This window comes from Pseudomonas sp. B28(2017) (genome assembly GCF_002113025.1).
Classification (GTDB): Bacteria; Pseudomonadota; Gammaproteobacteria; order Pseudomonadales; family Pseudomonadaceae; genus Aquipseudomonas.
The window spans coordinates 229,326-245,889 of the sequence record NZ_NEJH01000004.1 but is presented as its reverse complement, the minus strand read 5'-3'; the positions used below and the strand labels follow the sequence as shown (position 1 = coordinate 245,889).

Below are 16,564 nucleotides of genomic sequence, written 5' to 3'. Positions count from 1 at the left end.
AACTAGAGTGAGAGTGAACTTATGAGCTTGAATCCTAGAGACGTCGTGATTGTCGACTTCGGTCGTACTCCGATGGGCCGCTCCAAGGGCGGCATGCACCGCAACACCCGCGCCGAAGACATGTCGGCGCACCTGATCAGCAAACTGCTGGAACGTAACGTCAAGGTCGACCCGAACGAAGTCGAAGACGTGATCTGGGGCTGTGTGAACCAGACCCTGGAGCAGGGCTGGAACATCGCGCGCATGGCGTCGCTGATGACCCAGATCCCGCACACCTCGGCCGGCCAGACCGTCAGCCGCCTGTGCGGCTCGTCCATGAGCGCTCTGCACACTGCTGCGCAAGCGATCATGACTGGCAACGGTGACGTATTCGTCGTTGGTGGCGTCGAGCATATGGGCCATGTGAGCATGATGCACGGTGTCGATCCGAACCCGCACATGTCACTGTATGCGGCCAAGGCGTCGGGCATGATGGGCCTGACCGCGGAAATGCTGGGCAAGATGCACGGCATCACTCGCGAGCAGCAGGACGTTTTCGGCGTGCGTTCCCACCAACTCGCCCACAAGGCGACCGTGGAAGGCAAGTTCAAAGACGAAATCATCCCGATGCAGGGTTACGACGAGAACGGTTTCCTGAAAACCTTCGACTACGACGAAACCATTCGTCCGGAAACCACCCTGGAAAGCCTGGCGGCTCTGAAGCCGGCGTTCAATCCAAAGGGCGGCACCGTGACAGCCGGTACTTCGTCGCAGATCACCGATGGTGCTTCGTGCATGATCGTGATGTCGGCACAGCGCGCACAGGACCTGGGTATCCAGCCTATGGCGGTGATTCGTTCGATGGCAGTGGCGGGTGTGGATCCGGCAATCATGGGCTATGGTCCAGTACCGGCCACTCAAAAAGCACTGAAGCGCGCGGGTCTGAGCATCTCCGACATCGATTTCTTCGAGCTCAACGAAGCTTTCGCCGCACAGGCCCTGCCAGTGCTGAAAGATCTGAAAGTGCTCGACAAGATGAACGAGAAGGTTAACCTGCACGGTGGCGCGATCGCCCTGGGCCACCCGTTCGGTTGCTCCGGTGCACGTATCTCCGGCACTTTGCTCAATGTGATGAAGCAGAATGGCGGCACCTTCGGAGTGGCCACCATGTGCATTGGTCTCGGCCAAGGCATCTCCACCGTCTTCGAACGCGTTTAAGCGTCTCGTCGATGGAAGCCGGGGCCAAGTGCCCCGGTTTTTGTTTTTCCGGATTTATTTTGTTTTTTATTTGAAAAAATTTGAGTGAGGGCCAAATCATGCCGATACAACCTGGGCTCTACCAACATTACAAAGGTCCGCAGTACCGCGTATTCAGTGTTGCGCGGCATTCGGAAACCGAAGAAGAAGTGGTCTTCTACCAAGCCCTGTATGGCGATTACGGCTTTTGGGTGCGTCCCTTGAGCATGTTCCTAGAGTCCGTCGAGGTTGACGGTGAACAGGTGCCACGCTTTGCTTTGGTGCAGGCCGAAGAGAGCCTTTTTAACAAGCCATGAGCTGAGTTCGCGCAAAACCCTGCGCTTGACCTCACCTTGTTGCCACTATATATAGCGGTGCCGCGTCAGGCGCCAATCGCCTTTCACTTCTCGAATTCAGGAATTTTCTGATCCATGGGCAAATCGCTGGTCATTGTGGAATCCCCGGCTAAGGCCAAGACCATCAACAAGTATTTGGGCAACGAATACGTGGTGAAGTCGAGTATCGGCCATATCCGAGACCTGCCCACCAGCGGTTCGGCTAGCGCCAGCAAAGAGCCAGCCGCCAAGCGCGGCAAGGCTGCTGCGGGTGAAGCGCCGGCACTGTCGCCGAAAGAAAAGGCGCGCAAGCAGCTGGTCGCGCGCATGGGGGTCGATCCGGATCATGGCTGGAAAGCCAAGTACGAGATCCTCCCGGGCAAGGAAAAAGTCATCGAAGAGCTGCGCCGGCTCGCCAAGGATGCTGACACCATCTATCTCGCAACCGACTTGGACCGCGAGGGGGAAGCCATTGCCTGGCACCTGCGCGAAGCCATCGGTGGTGACGACAGCCGCTACAAGCGCGTGGTGTTCAACGAAATCACCAAGAAGGCGATTCAGGAAGCCTTCTCCCAGCCGGGCGAGCTGGATATCGATCGTGTCAACGCCCAGCAGGCGCGTCGCTTCCTCGACCGCGTCGTGGGTTACATGGTTTCGCCACTGCTGTGGGCCAAGATCGCCCGTGGCCTGTCCGCCGGTCGCGTGCAGTCGGTTGCCGTGAAGCTGGTGGTGGAGCGCGAGCGTGAAATCCGCGCGTTCATCCCTGAAGAGTACTGGGAAGTTCACGCTGACCTCGGCACCGCAAAGGGTGCGACCGTGCGTTTCGACGTGGCCCGCGAGAAAGGCGAAGCCTTCAAGCCGCTCAATGAAGCCCAGGCCATGGCTGCGCTGGAGAAGCTCAAGGCTTCCAGCTACAGCATCGTCAAGCGCGAAGACAAACCGACCAGCAGCAAACCGTCGGCACCGTTCATCACCTCCACCCTGCAGCAGGCTGCGAGCAACCGCCTGGGTTTTGGCGTGAAGAAAACCATGATGATGGCCCAGCGTTTGTATGAAGCCGGCTACATCACCTACATGCGTACCGACTCCACCAACCTCTCGGCCGATGCCGTGGCGATGGCGCGTACCTATATTGAAGGCGAGTTCGGCAAGAAGTACCTGCCGGAAACCCCGAACGTCTACAGCAGCAAGGAAGGCGCACAAGAGGCTCACGAAGCGATTCGTCCGTCCGACGCCAATACCGAGCCAAGCAAGCTGTCGGGCATGGAGCGTGACGCTGAGCGCCTCTACGAGCTGATCTGGCGCCAGTTCCTCGCTTGCCAGATGCTGCCGGCGCAATACCTGTCGACTACCGTCACTGTGGGAGCCGGTGACTTCGAGCTGCGCGCCAAGGGGCGCATCCTGAAGTTTGACGGTTACACCCGTGTCATGCCGCAAATCGCCAAGCCGGGCGACGACGACGTATTGCCGGACATGGCCCAGGGCGACGCGATGAAGCTGATCAAGCTCGATCCGACCCAGCATTTCACCAAACCGCCGGCGCGTTACTCGGAAGCCAGCCTGGTGAAGGAAATGGAAAAACGCGGCATCGGTCGTCCTTCGACCTACGCGGCGATCATCTCGACCATCCAGGACCGCGGCTACGTGGCGCTGCACAACCGTCGCTTCTACTCGGAAAAGATGGGCGACATCGTCACCGAGCGTCTGGCGGAGAGCTTCTCCAACCTGATGGACTACGGCTTCACTGCGGGCATGGAAGAGCATCTCGATGACGTGGCCCAGGGCGAACGCGACTGGAAAAACGTGCTCGACGAGTTCTACGGCGACTTCAAGAAAAAGCTCGAAGTGGCCGAAAGCCCGGAAAGCGGCATGCGTGCCAACCAGCCGGTGATGACTGACATCCCGTGCACCACCTGCGGTCGTCCGATGCAGATCCGTACCGCGTCGACCGGTGTGTTCCTCGGTTGCTCGGGCTACAGCCTGCCACCGAAAGAACGCTGCAAGGCCACCGTCAACCTGGTGCCGGGCGATGAAATCGCCGCGGACGACGAGGGGGAGTCTGAGTCGCTGGTGTTGCGTGGCAAGCATCGCTGCCCGATCTGCAGCACGGCGATGGATGCCTACCTGCTCGATGAGAAGCGCAAGTTGCACATCTGTGGCAACAACCCGGATTGCGATGGTTACGAAATCGAAGAGGGCGCTTATCGCATCAAGGGCTATGAAGGTCCGAGCCTGGAGTGCGACAAGTGTGGCAGCGAAATGCAGCTCAAGACTGGCCGTTTCGGCAAGTTCTTCGGTTGCACCAATGCCACCTGCAAGAACACCCGCAAACTGCTGAAGAGCGGTGATGCGGCGCCACCGAAGATGGACCCGGTGAAGATGCCTGAGCTGAAGTGCGAAAAGGTCAACGACACCTACATTCTGCGTGACGGTGCATCCGGCCTGTTCCTGGCGGCCAGCCAGTTCCCGAAAAATCGCGAGACTCGTGCTCCGCTGGTGATGGAAATCATCCCGCACAAGGATGAGATCGATCCGAAGTATCACTTCCTCTGCGAAGCGCCGAAGAAAGATCCGGATGGCCTCCCGGCTGTGATTCGTTACAGTCGCAAGACCAAGGAACAGTACGTGCAGACCGAGGTTGACGGTAAGCCGACTGGCTGGAAGGCGTTCTACGACGGCGGCAAGTGGGCGGTCGAGGACAAGCGTCCGGCAGCCAAGGCTTAACGCCGCCATCCCCCCCCCTGTAGGAGCGAGCTCCTACAGTCAGTGCGCAAGGCCGCATGAGAACCTTCGGGGTTTCATGCGGCCTTTTGTTTTGGGCTTGCGGTGGGGTCGGGTGATCCACGACACTGTCATACCTGCGTGAAGCAATTATTTCGTTGTGGAGGCTGCCGTCATGGCCCACGAACTTTATACCCGCACCAATCAGAAGATTTACTTCGCCGGTTTGTCGCTGGAAGCACTGGCCCGCACTGAAGAGAGTCGGGCGATGAATTCGCTGGCGCTGATCCAGGCCGGGCGCGAATCCGCGCTGTTTCACCTGTACGGCGCGCTGTTGGGCCTGTGTCACGAAATCGCCGGTTTCTATCGTTTGCCTCAGGCCAATGCGTCCCGTGCAGAGTTGTTGCTGACTCGCGAGGTGCTGGAAACCATCGCCATTCCGGAAATGGCCGAGATGGTCGAACTGGCCAATAACCCGGAGACCTGGCTGGCCAGACTGTTGGCCGCCCACGCTGCGCTGTTTCAGCCACCACGCGCACCGCACAAGCCGAAAGGGGACGTGACTCAGCCACTGATTCAGGCTGTCAATCTGGATGAAGAGGACGCGCCGGAGGAGCTGAGTCGGGAGGAGCTGGAGAGCTGGCGTCAGAACCTGAAAGCGTTGGCGATCCGGTTTCGTGAAGGGTTGAACGAGTGCTGACACTCGCACTCGGGTGATGACATCTGGTCAAGATCCCAAGCGAAGCCCGAGCGATGCCTATATAATCCCCGCCTTTCGTGGAGAACAGTCCTTTATGCCAACGTCCTTTCTAGAAATTGTCGAGTTACCAGACGGCCGTATCGAGCTGCGCAGGGCCGAGGACGAGGGTTCTCTGGTTACTTTGGATTTCTCCGAGGACGCCAAAGCGTTCCTGCAAGGGCAGCACGTGGAAGTCGCCAAGGCGATGTTGAGCGTCGGTGTGCAGATGGCAGGTCGCCTGGTTGAAGGCGAATTCGACAAGGAAGAGGGGGCGCGGGTTCTTCATTGATCCCCGTCTGTCGTTTTTCTTTATGTCGCTACTCATCGGCTTCTCTGTCCCTGGAGAAGCCTCGCGCGGTGAAGCACGCGTTTTGCCTGTCAGTTAACCCAGTCGAATATTCAGGCTCTGAGCGTCCCCGGTGCGGGCGGCGCTGATCAGTTGTTGCCGCGATTGGGGGCTCAGCGGGTTGATCCAGCTGACCACCGTGTGGCTGCGACCCAGGCGCAGCGCTTCGCAGGTCAGTTGCTGGGCGCTCTGGCTGCCCCGCGGTTGCAGCAACAGGATGCGCTCGCGGTTGAGGCCGGCATCTCGCAGCCAGGCTTGAGTCAGGCTGGCGGGCGGCGCGATCAGTGTCAGCCAGCGTGCATCCTGGTCCTGGCTCAATTCCCTGAGGATGGGGGCCAGAAGGCTCAGGCAGTTCCCGGCTGCACCACGCAGTGACAGCTCGCTGAAAACGTCAGGTTCGGCGCTCCAGGGGGACTCGACCACGTCTTTCAGAATCGGCGCCAATGGCTGTGCCATGAACGCTTCGAACAACGACAGTTGGGCTTGCTGTGGTGATGTCTGTGGGAACTGCATGGTGCCTCCTTTAGCGGCGAATGACGCCGACACTCAAGCCTTCGATCACCAGTTCCTGATCTTGAAGGTTCACTTCGATAGGGGCGAACTCGGGGTTTTCGGCGATCAGCCAGACTTTGCTGCCGTCACGCTTGAAGCGTTTGACGGTCACTTCGTCGCCGATTCGCGCAACCACGATCTGGCCGTTACGGGCTTCGCGGGTGGTATGGACTGCCAGCAGGTCGCCGTCGAAAATGCCGACATCCTTCATGCTCATTCCGTGGACGCGCAGCAGGTAGTCTGCACGCGGATGGAAGAAGGCAGGATTGATGTTGCAGGACTCTTCGATGTGTTGCTGCGCAAGAATCGGGGCGCCGGCAGCGACCCGGCCAATGATCGGCAGGGTGGAGTCGTCGGTCTTGGCTTCGAAGCCGGGGATGCGAATGCCACGGGAGGCGCCAGGCGTCATCTCGATGGCACCCTTGCGGGCCAATGCCTTGAGGTGTTCTTCCGCCGCATTGGGTGACTTGAAACCCAGTTCCTGAGCGATTTCCGCGCGGGTGGGTGGATATCCGTTGTCTTCCAGGCAGCGTTTGATGAAAGCCAGAATCTCTGCTTGTCGTGGCGTCAGCTTTAGCATATTGATCGCTCTGTCTTTTTATACAGTGGCTGGGATTATATACAGTAAGGCGGTCTTGGCAATGCTCCATTTTTCAGTCGCCGCCGGACGGTCGATCAGTCAGTGGATTGAAGCTTTGTCGTTGTGTGGTTAAATGTCTGACCGACCATTCCCAAAACGAACTGCCAGACTTGACAAGGCACAGGCTGAAACGTATGTTTCAAACAAGTGTTTGTCAGGCGGAGTAGCCATGGCCCAGTCGGAAACCGTTGAACGCATTCTTGATGCCGCCGAGCAGTTGTTCGCGGAAAAAGGTTTCGCTGAAACCTCGTTGCGTCTGATCACCAGCAAGGCGGGTGTCAACCTGGCGGCGGTGAACTATCACTTCGGTTCGAAGAAGGCGTTGATCCAGGCGGTTTTCTCGCGGTTCCTCGGGCCGTTCTGCATCAGTCTCGATAAAGAGCTGGAACGGCGTCAGGCCAAGCCTGAAATCAGGCCGACACTCGAAGAGTTGCTGGAAATCCTCGTCGAGCAGGCACTGGTGGTGCAGCCGCGCAGTGGCAACGACCTGTCTATCTTCATGCGTTTGCTGGGGCTGGCGTTCAGTCAGAGCCAGGGGCACTTGCGTCGTTATCTGGAAGACATGTACGGCAAGGTGTTCCGCCGCTACATGATGCTGGTCAATGAAGCGGCGCCGCGTATTCCCCCCATCGAGCTGTTCTGGCGCGTGCACTTCATGCTGGGTGCGGCGGCGTTCAGCATGTCCGGTATCAAGGCCTTGCGCGCGATTGCCGAAACCGATTTCGGCGTGAACACCTCGATCGAGCAGGTCATGCGTCTGATGGTGCCGTTCCTGGCCGCCGGCATGCGTGCCGAATCCGGTGTGACGGATACGGCCATGGCCACTGCCCAGTTGCGTCCACGCAGTAAATCGACCCCGGTTGCCGCCAAGGTTTAACCGTGTACGGGTGGGCGCGGCAGCTGACATCCGCTAAGCTAGCCGCCCATGCCGACTCTCGTTCTGAACCCGTTTCCCATTGATACCGCCGACCTGCCGGGCACAGCCCCTGGCGGCGAATTCGTGTGGGACGAGTTTTCTGTTATCAAGGAAAAACTATGACTGCTGGCTTGCAAGGCTCGTTGATGGTGGACGTCGCCGGTACCTGGCTGACGGCCGAAGATCGCCAATTGTTGCGCCAGCCCGAAGTGGGTGGCTTGATCATCTTTGCCCGTAACATCGAGCATCCGCGGCAAGTGCGAGAGCTGAGTGCAGCTATTCGCGCCATTCGTCCCGACCTGCTGTTGGCGGTGGATCAAGAGGGCGGTCGCGTGCAGCGCCTGCGTCAGGGTTTCGTGCGGTTGCCCGCCATGCGTGCCATTGCCGACAACCCGAACGCCGAATACCTGGCCGAGCAGTGCGGCTGGATCATGGCGACCGAAGTATTGGCCGTTGGCCTGGACTTGAGTTTCGCCCCGGTGCTCGACCTCGATTACCAGCGTAGCGCCGTTGTCGGCACTCGTTCGTTCGAAGGTGATCCCGAGCGCGCGGCCTTGCTCGCTGGAGCATTCATCCGCGGCATGAACAGCGCCGGGATGGCTGCTACTGGCAAGCATTTCCCTGGCCATGGCTGGGCCGAGGCTGATTCCCACGTCGCGATCCCCAACGACGAACGCAGTCTCGATGAGATCCGCGCCAACGATCTGGTGCCGTTTGCCAGATTGAGCAAGCAATTGGCTGCGGTCATGCCTGCCCATGTGATCTATCCACAAGTCGACGCCCAGCCGGCCGGTTTTTCCCGTCGCTGGTTGCAGGAAATCCTGCGTGGCGAGTTGCAATTCGACGGAGTGATTTTCAGTGATGACTTGTCCATGGCGGGGGCTCACGTGGTCGGCGATGCCGCCAGTCGAATCGAGGCCGCACTGACTGCCGGTTGCGACATGGGCCTGGTGTGCAACGACCGTGCGGCAGCCGAGCTCGCCCTGAGCGCTGCCCAGCGGCTGAAGGTCAAGCCATCCGAGCGTATTGCGCGGATGCGCGGCCAGTCGTTCGCCAACACCGAATACCGTCAGGACCCGCGCTGGTTGACCGCTGTCGGCGCGCTCAAAGAAGCTCAATTGATTGATTAAGGACTGTTCGTTATGACGGTTTACGCGATTATCGGTGGCACTGGCCTGACTCAGCTCGAAGGCCTGAGCATTCGTCAGTCACTGACAGTGGACACGCCTTACGGCGCACCTTCGGCCGACGTTCAGATCGGCGAATATGCCGGCAAGGAAGTGCTGTTCCTTGCACGTCACGGTCATCCGCATCGTTTTCCGCCGCATCAGGTCAACTACCGCGCCAACCTCTGGGCGCTGAAGCAGGCCGGGGCGCAGGCGATTCTCGCAGTCAATGCCGTGGGTGGCATTCATTCCGCCATGGGCACAGGGCATTTCTGCGTGCCGCATCAGTTGATCGACTACACCAGCGGTCGTGAGCAGACTTACTTTGCCGATGATCTGGAGCACGTCACCCATATCGACTTCAGCTACCCCTACAGCGAGCCGTTGCGCCAGCAACTGATCGCGGCATTGGCGGCGCAAGGCGTGGGCTACAGCAGTCATGGCGTGTATGCGTGCACTCAAGGGCCGCGCCTGGAGACGGTGGCTGAAATCGCCCGGCTGGAGCGCGATGGCTGCGACATCGTCGGTATGACGGGTATGCCCGAAGCTGCCCTGGCTCGCGAGTTGGAACTGGATTACGCCTGCCTGGCGCTGGTGGTGAACCCGGCGGCGGGCAAGTCGACGGCGGTGATCACCATGGCCGAGATCGAGCAGGCCTTGCATGACGGCATGGGCAAGGTGAAATCGACGTTGGCGCGGGTGCTCAAGGGCTGAGTCCGGCTCGCTACCGAGTCGACCCCTTCGCGAGCAGGCTCGCTCCCACAGGTTCGATGGCGTACGCAGAGTTTGTGTGCGGCACGGGTCTTGTGGGAGCGAGCCTGCGCGCGAAAGCGGTCTGCCAAGCGCTGCAAATCTCAGCGTTTTTCGAGGTTTTTCGGCAGCGGCGCAAACAGCGCCTCGATATCATCGCTCTGCAGTTTCCAGTCCCCAGCCTTGCGCCCATCCAGCACGCCGGCCGCGAGGTCGGATTTTTCCTTTTGCAGGTGCTGAATCTTTTCTTCCACCGTGCCGCGCGCAATCATTTTGTACACGAACACCGGCTTCTCCTGGCCGATGCGATACGCCCGGTCGGTCGCCTGGTTTTCCGTCGCCGGGTTCCACCACGGGTCGTAATGAATCACAGTGTCCGCTTCGGTCAGGTTCAGGCCCACTCCACCGGCCTTCAAGCTGATCAGAAAAATCTGCCGCTTGCCGCTCTGGAATTCCTTCACGGGTGTTCGGCGGTCACGGGTCTGGCCGGTCAGCAGGGCGTAGGCCACGCCGCGTTTGTTCAGTTCGTCTTCGATCAGCGACAGCATTGAAGTGAACTGGGAGAACAGCAGGATCCGCCGACCTTCCTCGAACAGTTCCTCGAGCATTTCCATCAGGCTGTCGAGCTTGCCTGACGTGCTGCCACGGCTTGGCAGGGTCGCCTCGTTGACCAGGCGCAAATCGCAGCACACCTGGCGCAGCTTGAGCAGCGCTTCCAGAATGATGATCTGGCTGCGGGCCACGCCTTTGCGGGTGATTTCGTCGCGGACTTTCTTGTCCATGGCCAAGCGCATGGTTTCGTAGACATCGCGTTGGGCCTCGTTGAGCTCGACCCAGTGGATGATCTCGGTTTTCGGTGGCAACTCGGTGGCCACCTGTTCCTTGGTGCGGCGCAGCAGGAACGGCTTGATCCGGCCGTTGAGGTGCTGAAGCCTGACCTCGCTGGTGCGTTTTTCAATCGGCACGCGGTAATCGCGGTTGAAGCTTTTGACGTCGCCCAGCCAGCCGGGCAGGAGGAAGTGAAACAGCGACCACAGTTCGCCGAGATGGTTTTCCAGCGGTGTGCCGCTCAGGCACAGACGCTGCCGGGCATTGAGCTCGCGGGCAGCCTGGGCGGCCTTGCTGCCGGGGTTCTTGATGTATTGCGCTTCATCCAGCACCAGTATGTGCAAGGGCTGCGCCGCGAGGCGTTCGACATCCTTGGGCAGCAGCGCATAGGTGGTCAGGATCAGGTCGTAATCAGCCAGCTTGTCGAAGTGCTTTTTGCGGCTGGCACCGTACAGCGCCAGTACTTTGAGCTGCGGCGTAAAGTGCGCCGCTTCGTCGAGCCAGTTAGGGATCAGGCTGGTCGGCATCACGACCATGCACGGCCGATCGAGGCGGCCGGCGTTTTTCTCGCTCAGAACGTGCGCCAGTGTCTGCAGGGTTTTGCCCAGGCCCATGTCGTCCGCGAGAATTCCGCCCACTTCCAGCTGTCGCAGTGATTGCATCCAGCTCAAGCCTTCGAGCTGATACGGACGCAGCGTCGCATTCAGGCCGTCCGGGGCGGCGGCCGTGTGGTCCTTGATGTCGCGCAGGCGCTGGGCAAAGGTGCGGATCTGCTCTCCACCCTCCCAGAGCAATGACATGTCTTCCAGCGGGTTCAGGCGCGTGGCATCGGCCTTGCTCAGGCGTAGCGTGGTTTCGCCAGGCTCCTGCAGGTAGAACTCGCCAAGGGTTGCCAGCACCGGCTTCAAGCGGCCGAAGGGCAGGGCGACCTGCAGCGGGCCGTGTTCGGAGTTCGGGCGATTGGGGATATTGACCAGGATCAGCTCGTCGTCGCGTCGTCGGGCAAGGCGTTCCGGGTTGAGGATTTCGGTGTGGGAGCGCATCAGGTTGAGCAGGATCGGCAACAGGCTCAGGCGTTCGCCGTTGACGATGATCCCCAGTTCCAGATCGAACCAGTCGCGCTCCGGTACCTGCTCGACCGTGGCGTACCAGTCGTCTACCGCCGTCAGGTCGAAACCGAAGTCCTCGTCGATCTGCAATTCCCAGCCCTGGGTGCGCAACTTCGGCAGTTCATTGAGGGTAAAGGTCAGCCAGGCGCTGTCATTGACCATCTCGAACAGCTCGCCGGCACTTTCCGGCAAGGCCTTGCTTTGCCGGGTGGCCACTTTGAAGCCGAGGATGCGCAGCTGTTCCCGGTAGGACTGTTCCACTTCCGGGTGGCGTTTTATCCGCAGCGTCTGGGTTTCCTGACGAATCAGGATGTCGGCGTTTTTCTGGCCGGAAACGTATTCGTCCAGGTAACTGAAAGACAGCGCCGCGCGATGCTGAATGTAACGCTGCATTCGACCGTTGCGCGGTTCGAACGCGCTGAACTCGATGCTGGCCAGCCACAGGCGCGGGACGGGCTGCACATTGTCCACCAACACTTGTGGCGGGGCTTTCGGGCTGCGGTCTTCCAGGACAGCCTGGAGTTTTTCCAGGAGTTCGGCGTCTTTGGCGGCGGCGGGGTAGTCGAGGGTTTCCTGCACTTGCAGGAGTACCGCTGCGCAATGTTTGCAGTTGTTGTGGACCGGGCAGGAGCATGTGGCGTCGACCATCAGCAGAGTGCCCTTGGCTGACTCGCGCAGGCGAATGGTCTGACGGTAAACGTTACCGCCAGAGCCTTCGCAGGCGGCGATGATCGTGGCATCACCGGCTTCAACGATCCTGACACGATTCTCCAGCGCGTAGCGGCGGCCGCGCTCCAGGCTCTGTTCCTTGAATCGGCTGACCCAGGACGGTGCCAGGGGTTTGCTCAGGGTCGCGGACATAGGATCAGTCCGGAATTTCTTCGGGAGCTGCTCGGGGGGCTGGGGCGGTCAGCGAGGTGATCTTGATCAGCAGGCCGAGGTGGCCAGCGTCGAGGAAGTTCAGCTGTCCGTTTTTGGTATGGCTTTCTGTCTTGAGGCGTTCGCTGGCGGTGACCAGGCCGTCGACGTTTATCTGGTTGACCCAGAAATCGGCGTCGACGTCGGTGAAGCGCCCCAGTTTCATGTTCAGGGTGCCCTCGATCGGAAATTGGCCGAACTGTTCTTTGCCGTCGCTGATCGCGACTTTGGTGGCTTCCTCGCCCAGGTTTTGTTGCCAGGCTTTGTGCAGCAATACCTCGTATTGATTGCTGGCCGTGAGTTTTTCCACTTCGCCATTGAGGCTCGGCGTGCGCAGGCTGTCGGGGCTGACGGGTTGGGCGCCAGCCGCCCAGTCTTCCGGCGCAGCGCGGCTGACAATCGCCGGCACGGCGTTTTGACGGACCAGAATCATTTCGACCTGATACAGGTCATCGGCAAATGCCGTAGGTGCAACCAGTGCCGGCATCAACAGGGTCAGCAAGGTCAGTGAGCGAAACAGGCGCATGCGGCGTCCTTCAAGCAGTTGTCGGAACGAGGCGCTCGAAAAGCGCCTCTACAGTATTAAAGCGCTCTTCCGGGCGCTCCATCGGAACCATGAACTTGAACATCGTGGCGCCTTCGAACTTGTAGCGTTTTGGCTGGCTCTGGATCAGCTTGATCAGGGTCAGCGGGTCGACCGGCGTCTGTGCGGCGAACTCGACGCGACCGCCCTGGGGGCCGCCATCGACTTTCCTGATGCCCAGTTGCTCGGCCTGCAACTTCAATGCAGTGATGCGGATCAGGTTCTTGGTCGGTTCCGGCAACAGGCCGAAACGATCGATCATCTCCACCTGCAAATCCTTGAGGCCGTCCTCATCGGTGGCCGAGGCAATGCGCTTGTAGAGAATCAGGCGGGCGTGGACATCCGGCAGGTAGTCTTCCGGAATCAGCGCCGGTACCCGCAAGTTGACTTCCGGGCCACCGCCTAGCGGTTGATCGAGGTTCGGCTGCTCGCCCTTGCGGATCGACTTCACTGCGCGCTCGAGCATTTCCATGTACAGCGTGAAACCGACGGCCTGGATCTGCCCGCTCTGGCCGTCACCGAGCAGTTCGCCGGCACCACGGATTTCCAGGTCGTTGGTGGCGAGCACGAAGCCCGCGCCGAGGTCCTGGGTGTTGGCAATCGCTTCCAGGCGCTTTTCCGCGTCCGGGGTGATTTGCTGGCGCGGTGGCGTCAGCAGGTAGGCGTACGCCTGGTGGTGGCTGCGTCCGACCCGGCCGCGCAACTGGTGCAACTGTGCCAGGCCGAACTTGTCGGCACGCTCGATGATGATGGTGTTGGCGCTCGGTACGTCGATGCCGGTTTCGATGATGGTCGAGGCGATCAGCACGTTGAAGCGCTTGTGGTAGAAGTCGCTCATCACCTGTTCGAGTTCGCGTTCGCGCATCTGCCCGTGACCGATGCCGATTCGTGCTTCCGGTACCAGCTCGGCGAGGTCGGCGGCGCATTTCTCGATGGTCTTCACATCGTTGTGCAGGTAGTAGACCTGACCGCCGCGCAGCAATTCACGCAGCAAGGCCTCTTTAACCGTGCTCTTGTTCTGCTCCATGACGAAGGTGCGTACCGACAGGCGACGGGCCGGTGGTGTGGCGATGATCGACAGGTCGCGCATGCCCGACACCGCCATGTTCAGCGTGCGCGGAATCGGCGTGGCGGTCAGGGTCAGGATGTCGACTTCGCTGCGCAGCGCCTTGAGCTGTTCTTTCTGGCGTACGCCGAAGCGGTGTTCCTCGTCGATGATCACAAGGCCCAGGTTTTTGATTTTGACGTCGTCCTGCAGCAGCTTGTGCGTGCCGATGACGATGTCGATCTTGCCTTCGGCCAGGTCCGCGACTGCCGCGTTGACTTCCTTGGCCGACTTGAAGCGGCTCATCACTTCCACGGTCACCGGCCAGTCGGCGAAGCGGTCGCGGAAACTGTTGTAGTGCTGCTGGGCGAGCAGGGTGGTCGGCACCAGGATCGCCACTTGCCTGCCGCCATGCACGGCAATGAACGCGGCGCGCATCGCCACTTCAGTCTTGCCGAAGCCAACGTCGCCGCACACCAGGCGATCCATGGGCTTGGGCGCGAGCATATCGTCGCGCACCGCTTCGATGGTGTTTTGCTGGTCCGGGGTTTCTTCAAACGGGAAACCGGCGCTGAAGGTGGCGTAGTCGGCTTTCGGATCGGCGAAGGCGTAGCCTTCACGGGCTGCACGGCGTGCATAGATGTCGAGCAACTCGGCGGCGACGTCGCGAACCTGTTCGGCGGCCTTGCGCTTGGCTTTCTGCCAGGTCTCGGAGCCGAGGCGGTGCAGCGGGGCCAGGGCATCGTCGCTGCCGGTGTAGCGGGCGATCAGGTGCAGGTTGGCCACCGGCACATACAGCTTGGCGCCTTCGGCGTATTCCAGGGCGAGGAATTCTGCGGTCTGGTTGTCGATTTCCAGGGTCGCCAGGCCCAGGTAGCGGCCGACACCGTGGTCGATATGCACCACCGGCGCACCTTCGCGCAGCTCGGTGAGGTTCTTGATGACGGCATCGTTGTTGGCGTCGGCGCGCTTTTCGCGGCGGCGACGCTGCATCACGCGTTGGCCGAACAGCGGGCTTTCGGCAACCAGCGCCAGGGCCGGGTCGTCGAGCTGCAGGCCTTCATCGAGTGGCGCGATGGTAATCGCCAGGCGCTCCTTGCCGGCGACAAAGTCCGGCCAGCTGTCGACGGTTTTCGGTCGCAGCTTCAGGCGTTCCAGCAGTTCCAGCAGCACTTCGCGGCGGCCTGCGGATTCGGCGGTAAACAACACGCGGCCGGGGAACTGGTCGAGGAACTCTGCCAGTGCCGCCATCGGCTGCGTGGCCTTGGCTTCGATGGCCAGGTTCGGCAGCGGCTGCGCCGGAAAACGTTCGCGGCCGACGCCGGGCTCCACGTCCTGCTGGCTGGCAACAATGCGCGGCCAGCTTTTGAGGCGGGCAAAGCAATCCTCTACCGGCAGGAACAATTCGTCCGGCGGCAATAAAGGACGGGCCGGGTCGACGCGGCGTTCTTCATAGCGATTGCGCACGTCGTTCCAGAAGTTTTCCGCGGCTTGCTCGATGCCCGGCAGGGAAAACACTTGCGTGTCCTGGGGCAGGTAATCGAACAGCGTCGAGGTTTCTTCGAAAAACAGCGGCAGGTAGTACTCGATGCCGGCTGGAGTAATCCCGCTGCTCAAGTCCTGGAAGATCGGGCTGCGGCGGAAGTCGACGTCAAAACGCTCACGAAAGCGCGACTTGAAACGGGTGACCGCTTCTTTCTGTAGCGGGAACTCCTTGGCCGGCAGCAATTTGACCGAGTCGACCTTGTCGATGGAACGCTGGTTCTCCGGGTCGAAGGTGCGCAGGGTTTCGATCTCGTCGTCGAACAGGTCGATGCGATACGGCAGCTTGCTGCCCATCGGGAACAGATCGATCAGCGAGCCGCGAACGGTGAACTCGCCGTGCTCATATACCGTATCGACGTAGCGATAACCCGTGGCTTCAAGCCGGGTGCGCATTTGCTCGACGTCGAGCTTCTGGCCGATGTCCAGCACCAGGCTGCTGCCGAGCAGGAACCTGGTCGGTGCAAGGCGATGCAGGGCGGTCGTGATCGGCACCACCAGCACGCCATGGCTCAGTTCCGGCAGCCGATACAGGCTGGCGATGCGCTGGGAAATAATGTCCTGGTGCGGCGAGAACAGGTCGTAGGGCAGGGTTTCCCAGTCGGGAAAGTGCAATACGGGCAAATCCGGGGCGAAGAAACCCAGCTCCTGTTCCAGCCGTTCGGCACTTTGGCTGTCGGCGGTCAGTAGCAGGGTAAAGCGCTTGGCAGCGCTGGCGGCCTCGGCAATGGCCAGGCTCAGGGCGGCACCGGGCAGGTTGCCCCAGTGCTGTTTACCTGCCGCGGCAGGGAGAAGCGGTAGACGCAGAACGGGCACGGAAGGTTGAGCTCCAAGCGTTGCGACAAAGTCGGTAATTGTAGCGGTCTACGATGCCGCCTGTCAGTTGCTGACTGTGTCTAAAGCACGGGTTTGGCGAAATGTAGTGGTAAAGACAAAATTCTGCGCTTTTTTACCTGAAATTAATGAATATGTAGTGGCAAAAACAACGAGTGTTACGGAGGGTTACGGATAACGAGACTTTGGCTCCAAAAAATTGACTGCGCTGAAAGCCCCGGTTTTATTGGGTTGGAGCGAGGCGTGATTTTTTTGAACGTCGATTTGTTACGTAAAGCACGACGGGCGCGCATTGCTACCGCTGTCACTCGGCGGCATAATGTAG

The 16,564-nt window shown here is 60.3% G+C and carries 13 protein-coding genes; 8 read left to right on the top strand and 5 right to left on the bottom strand.

What is annotated here, in order from left to right:
• Positions 1 to 21 precede the first annotated feature (21 nt).
• From fadA to CAF65_RS13790, 5 genes are all read left to right on the top strand, one after another.
• On the top strand, positions 22 to 1,197 hold the full coding sequence (gene fadA, locus CAF65_RS13810; RefSeq protein ID WP_085716760.1) for an acetyl-CoA C-acyltransferase FadA: 1,176 nt from the start codon (positions 22 to 24) through the stop codon (positions 1,195 to 1,197).
• A 98-nt stretch (positions 1,198 to 1,295) separates the two neighbouring features.
• Entirely contained in the window at positions 1,296 to 1,532 is a 237-nt protein-coding gene (locus tag CAF65_RS13805; protein ID WP_008050054.1) for a DUF1653 domain-containing protein, read from the top strand.
• 114 nt (positions 1,533 to 1,646) lie between these two features.
• On the top strand, positions 1,647 to 4,274 hold the full coding sequence (gene topA, locus CAF65_RS13800) for a type I DNA topoisomerase (protein ID WP_085716759.1): 2,628 nt from the start codon (positions 1,647 to 1,649) through the stop codon (positions 4,272 to 4,274).
• Positions 4,275 to 4,446: 172 nt separating this feature from the next.
• Positions 4,447 to 4,971, top strand: a complete 525-nt coding sequence (locus tag CAF65_RS13795; RefSeq protein WP_085716758.1) for a DUF6586 family protein — start codon at positions 4,447 to 4,449, stop codon at positions 4,969 to 4,971.
• Between the two features lie 94 nt (positions 4,972 to 5,065).
• Positions 5,066 to 5,299, top strand: a complete 234-nt coding sequence (locus tag CAF65_RS13790) for a hypothetical protein (protein ID WP_007995277.1) — start codon at positions 5,066 to 5,068, stop codon at positions 5,297 to 5,299.
• A 93-nt stretch (positions 5,300 to 5,392) separates the two neighbouring features.
• On the opposite strand, the gene sulA is transcribed toward CAF65_RS13790, so the two are convergent.
• Entirely contained in the window at positions 5,393 to 5,869 is a 477-nt protein-coding gene (sulA, locus tag CAF65_RS13785) for an SOS-induced cell division inhibitor SulA (RefSeq protein WP_085716757.1), read from the bottom strand.
• A 10-nt stretch (positions 5,870 to 5,879) separates the two neighbouring features.
• Positions 5,880 to 6,488 (bottom strand): transcriptional repressor LexA, encoded by a 609-nt coding sequence (gene lexA / locus CAF65_RS13780; RefSeq protein WP_085716756.1) that lies wholly within the window; start codon positions 6,486 to 6,488, stop codon positions 5,880 to 5,882.
• Between the two features lie 229 nt (positions 6,489 to 6,717).
• Between lexA and CAF65_RS13775 the strand changes: the two genes are divergently transcribed.
• The 3 genes from CAF65_RS13775 to CAF65_RS13765 all read left to right on the top strand — a co-directional run bounded on the left by CAF65_RS13775 (position 6,718) and on the right by CAF65_RS13765 (position 9,344).
• Positions 6,718 to 7,425: a TetR/AcrR family transcriptional regulator gene (locus CAF65_RS13775; RefSeq protein WP_085716755.1), complete on the top strand. Its 708-nt coding sequence runs from the start codon at positions 6,718 to 6,720 to the stop codon at positions 7,423 to 7,425.
• Positions 7,426 to 7,595: 170 nt separating this feature from the next.
• Complete coding sequence (gene nagZ / locus CAF65_RS13770) at positions 7,596 to 8,594, top strand: beta-N-acetylhexosaminidase (RefSeq protein WP_178076700.1); 999 nt, start codon at positions 7,596 to 7,598, stop codon at positions 8,592 to 8,594.
• 12 nt (positions 8,595 to 8,606) lie between these two features.
• A complete protein-coding gene (locus tag CAF65_RS13765; protein WP_085716753.1) occupies positions 8,607 to 9,344 on the top strand; it encodes an S-methyl-5'-thioinosine phosphorylase in 738 nt (245 codons plus the stop codon).
• Between the two features lie 140 nt (positions 9,345 to 9,484).
• Here the strand turns inward: CAF65_RS13765 and CAF65_RS13760 are convergent, their stop codons facing one another.
• From CAF65_RS13760 to mfd, 3 genes are read right to left on the bottom strand one after another with little or no spacing between them, the layout of a single operon-like run.
• Complete coding sequence (locus tag CAF65_RS13760; protein WP_085716752.1) at positions 9,485 to 12,178, bottom strand: DEAD/DEAH box helicase; 2,694 nt, start codon at positions 12,176 to 12,178, stop codon at positions 9,485 to 9,487.
• Positions 12,179 to 12,182: 4 nt separating this feature from the next.
• Positions 12,183 to 12,761: a CsiV family protein gene (locus tag CAF65_RS13755; protein WP_085716751.1), complete on the bottom strand. Its 579-nt coding sequence runs from the start codon at positions 12,759 to 12,761 to the stop codon at positions 12,183 to 12,185.
• A 10-nt stretch (positions 12,762 to 12,771) separates the two neighbouring features.
• On the bottom strand, positions 12,772 to 16,221 hold the full coding sequence (gene mfd, locus CAF65_RS13750; protein WP_085716750.1) for a transcription-repair coupling factor: 3,450 nt from the start codon (positions 16,219 to 16,221) through the stop codon (positions 12,772 to 12,774).
• Positions 16,222 to 16,564 lie beyond the last annotated feature (343 nt).

What these genes read in the sequence shown, in the direction of transcription:
- fadA (WP_085716760.1), top strand. Translation starts at nt 22, where the DNA reads ATGAGCTTGAATCCTAGAGACGTCGTGATTGTCGACTTCGGTCGTACT.
- CAF65_RS13805 (WP_008050054.1), top strand. Translation starts at nt 1,296, where the DNA reads ATGCCGATACAACCTGGGCTCTACCAACATTACAAAGGTCCGCAGTAC.
- topA (WP_085716759.1), top strand. Translation starts at nt 1,647, where the DNA reads ATGGGCAAATCGCTGGTCATTGTGGAATCCCCGGCTAAGGCCAAGACC.
- CAF65_RS13795 (WP_085716758.1), top strand. Translation starts at nt 4,447, where the DNA reads ATGGCCCACGAACTTTATACCCGCACCAATCAGAAGATTTACTTCGCC.
- CAF65_RS13790 (WP_007995277.1), top strand. Translation starts at nt 5,066, where the DNA reads ATGCCAACGTCCTTTCTAGAAATTGTCGAGTTACCAGACGGCCGTATC.
- sulA (WP_085716757.1), bottom strand. Translation starts at nt 5,869, where the DNA reads ATGCAGTTCCCACAGACATCACCACAGCAAGCCCAACTGTCGTTGTTC.
- lexA (WP_085716756.1), bottom strand. Translation starts at nt 6,488, where the DNA reads ATGCTAAAGCTGACGCCACGACAAGCAGAGATTCTGGCTTTCATCAAA.
- CAF65_RS13775 (WP_085716755.1), top strand. Translation starts at nt 6,718, where the DNA reads ATGGCCCAGTCGGAAACCGTTGAACGCATTCTTGATGCCGCCGAGCAG.
- CAF65_RS13765 (WP_085716753.1), top strand. Translation starts at nt 8,607, where the DNA reads ATGACGGTTTACGCGATTATCGGTGGCACTGGCCTGACTCAGCTCGAA.
- CAF65_RS13760 (WP_085716752.1), bottom strand. Translation starts at nt 12,178, where the DNA reads ATGTCCGCGACCCTGAGCAAACCCCTGGCACCGTCCTGGGTCAGCCGA.
- CAF65_RS13755 (WP_085716751.1), bottom strand. Translation starts at nt 12,761, where the DNA reads ATGCGCCTGTTTCGCTCACTGACCTTGCTGACCCTGTTGATGCCGGCA.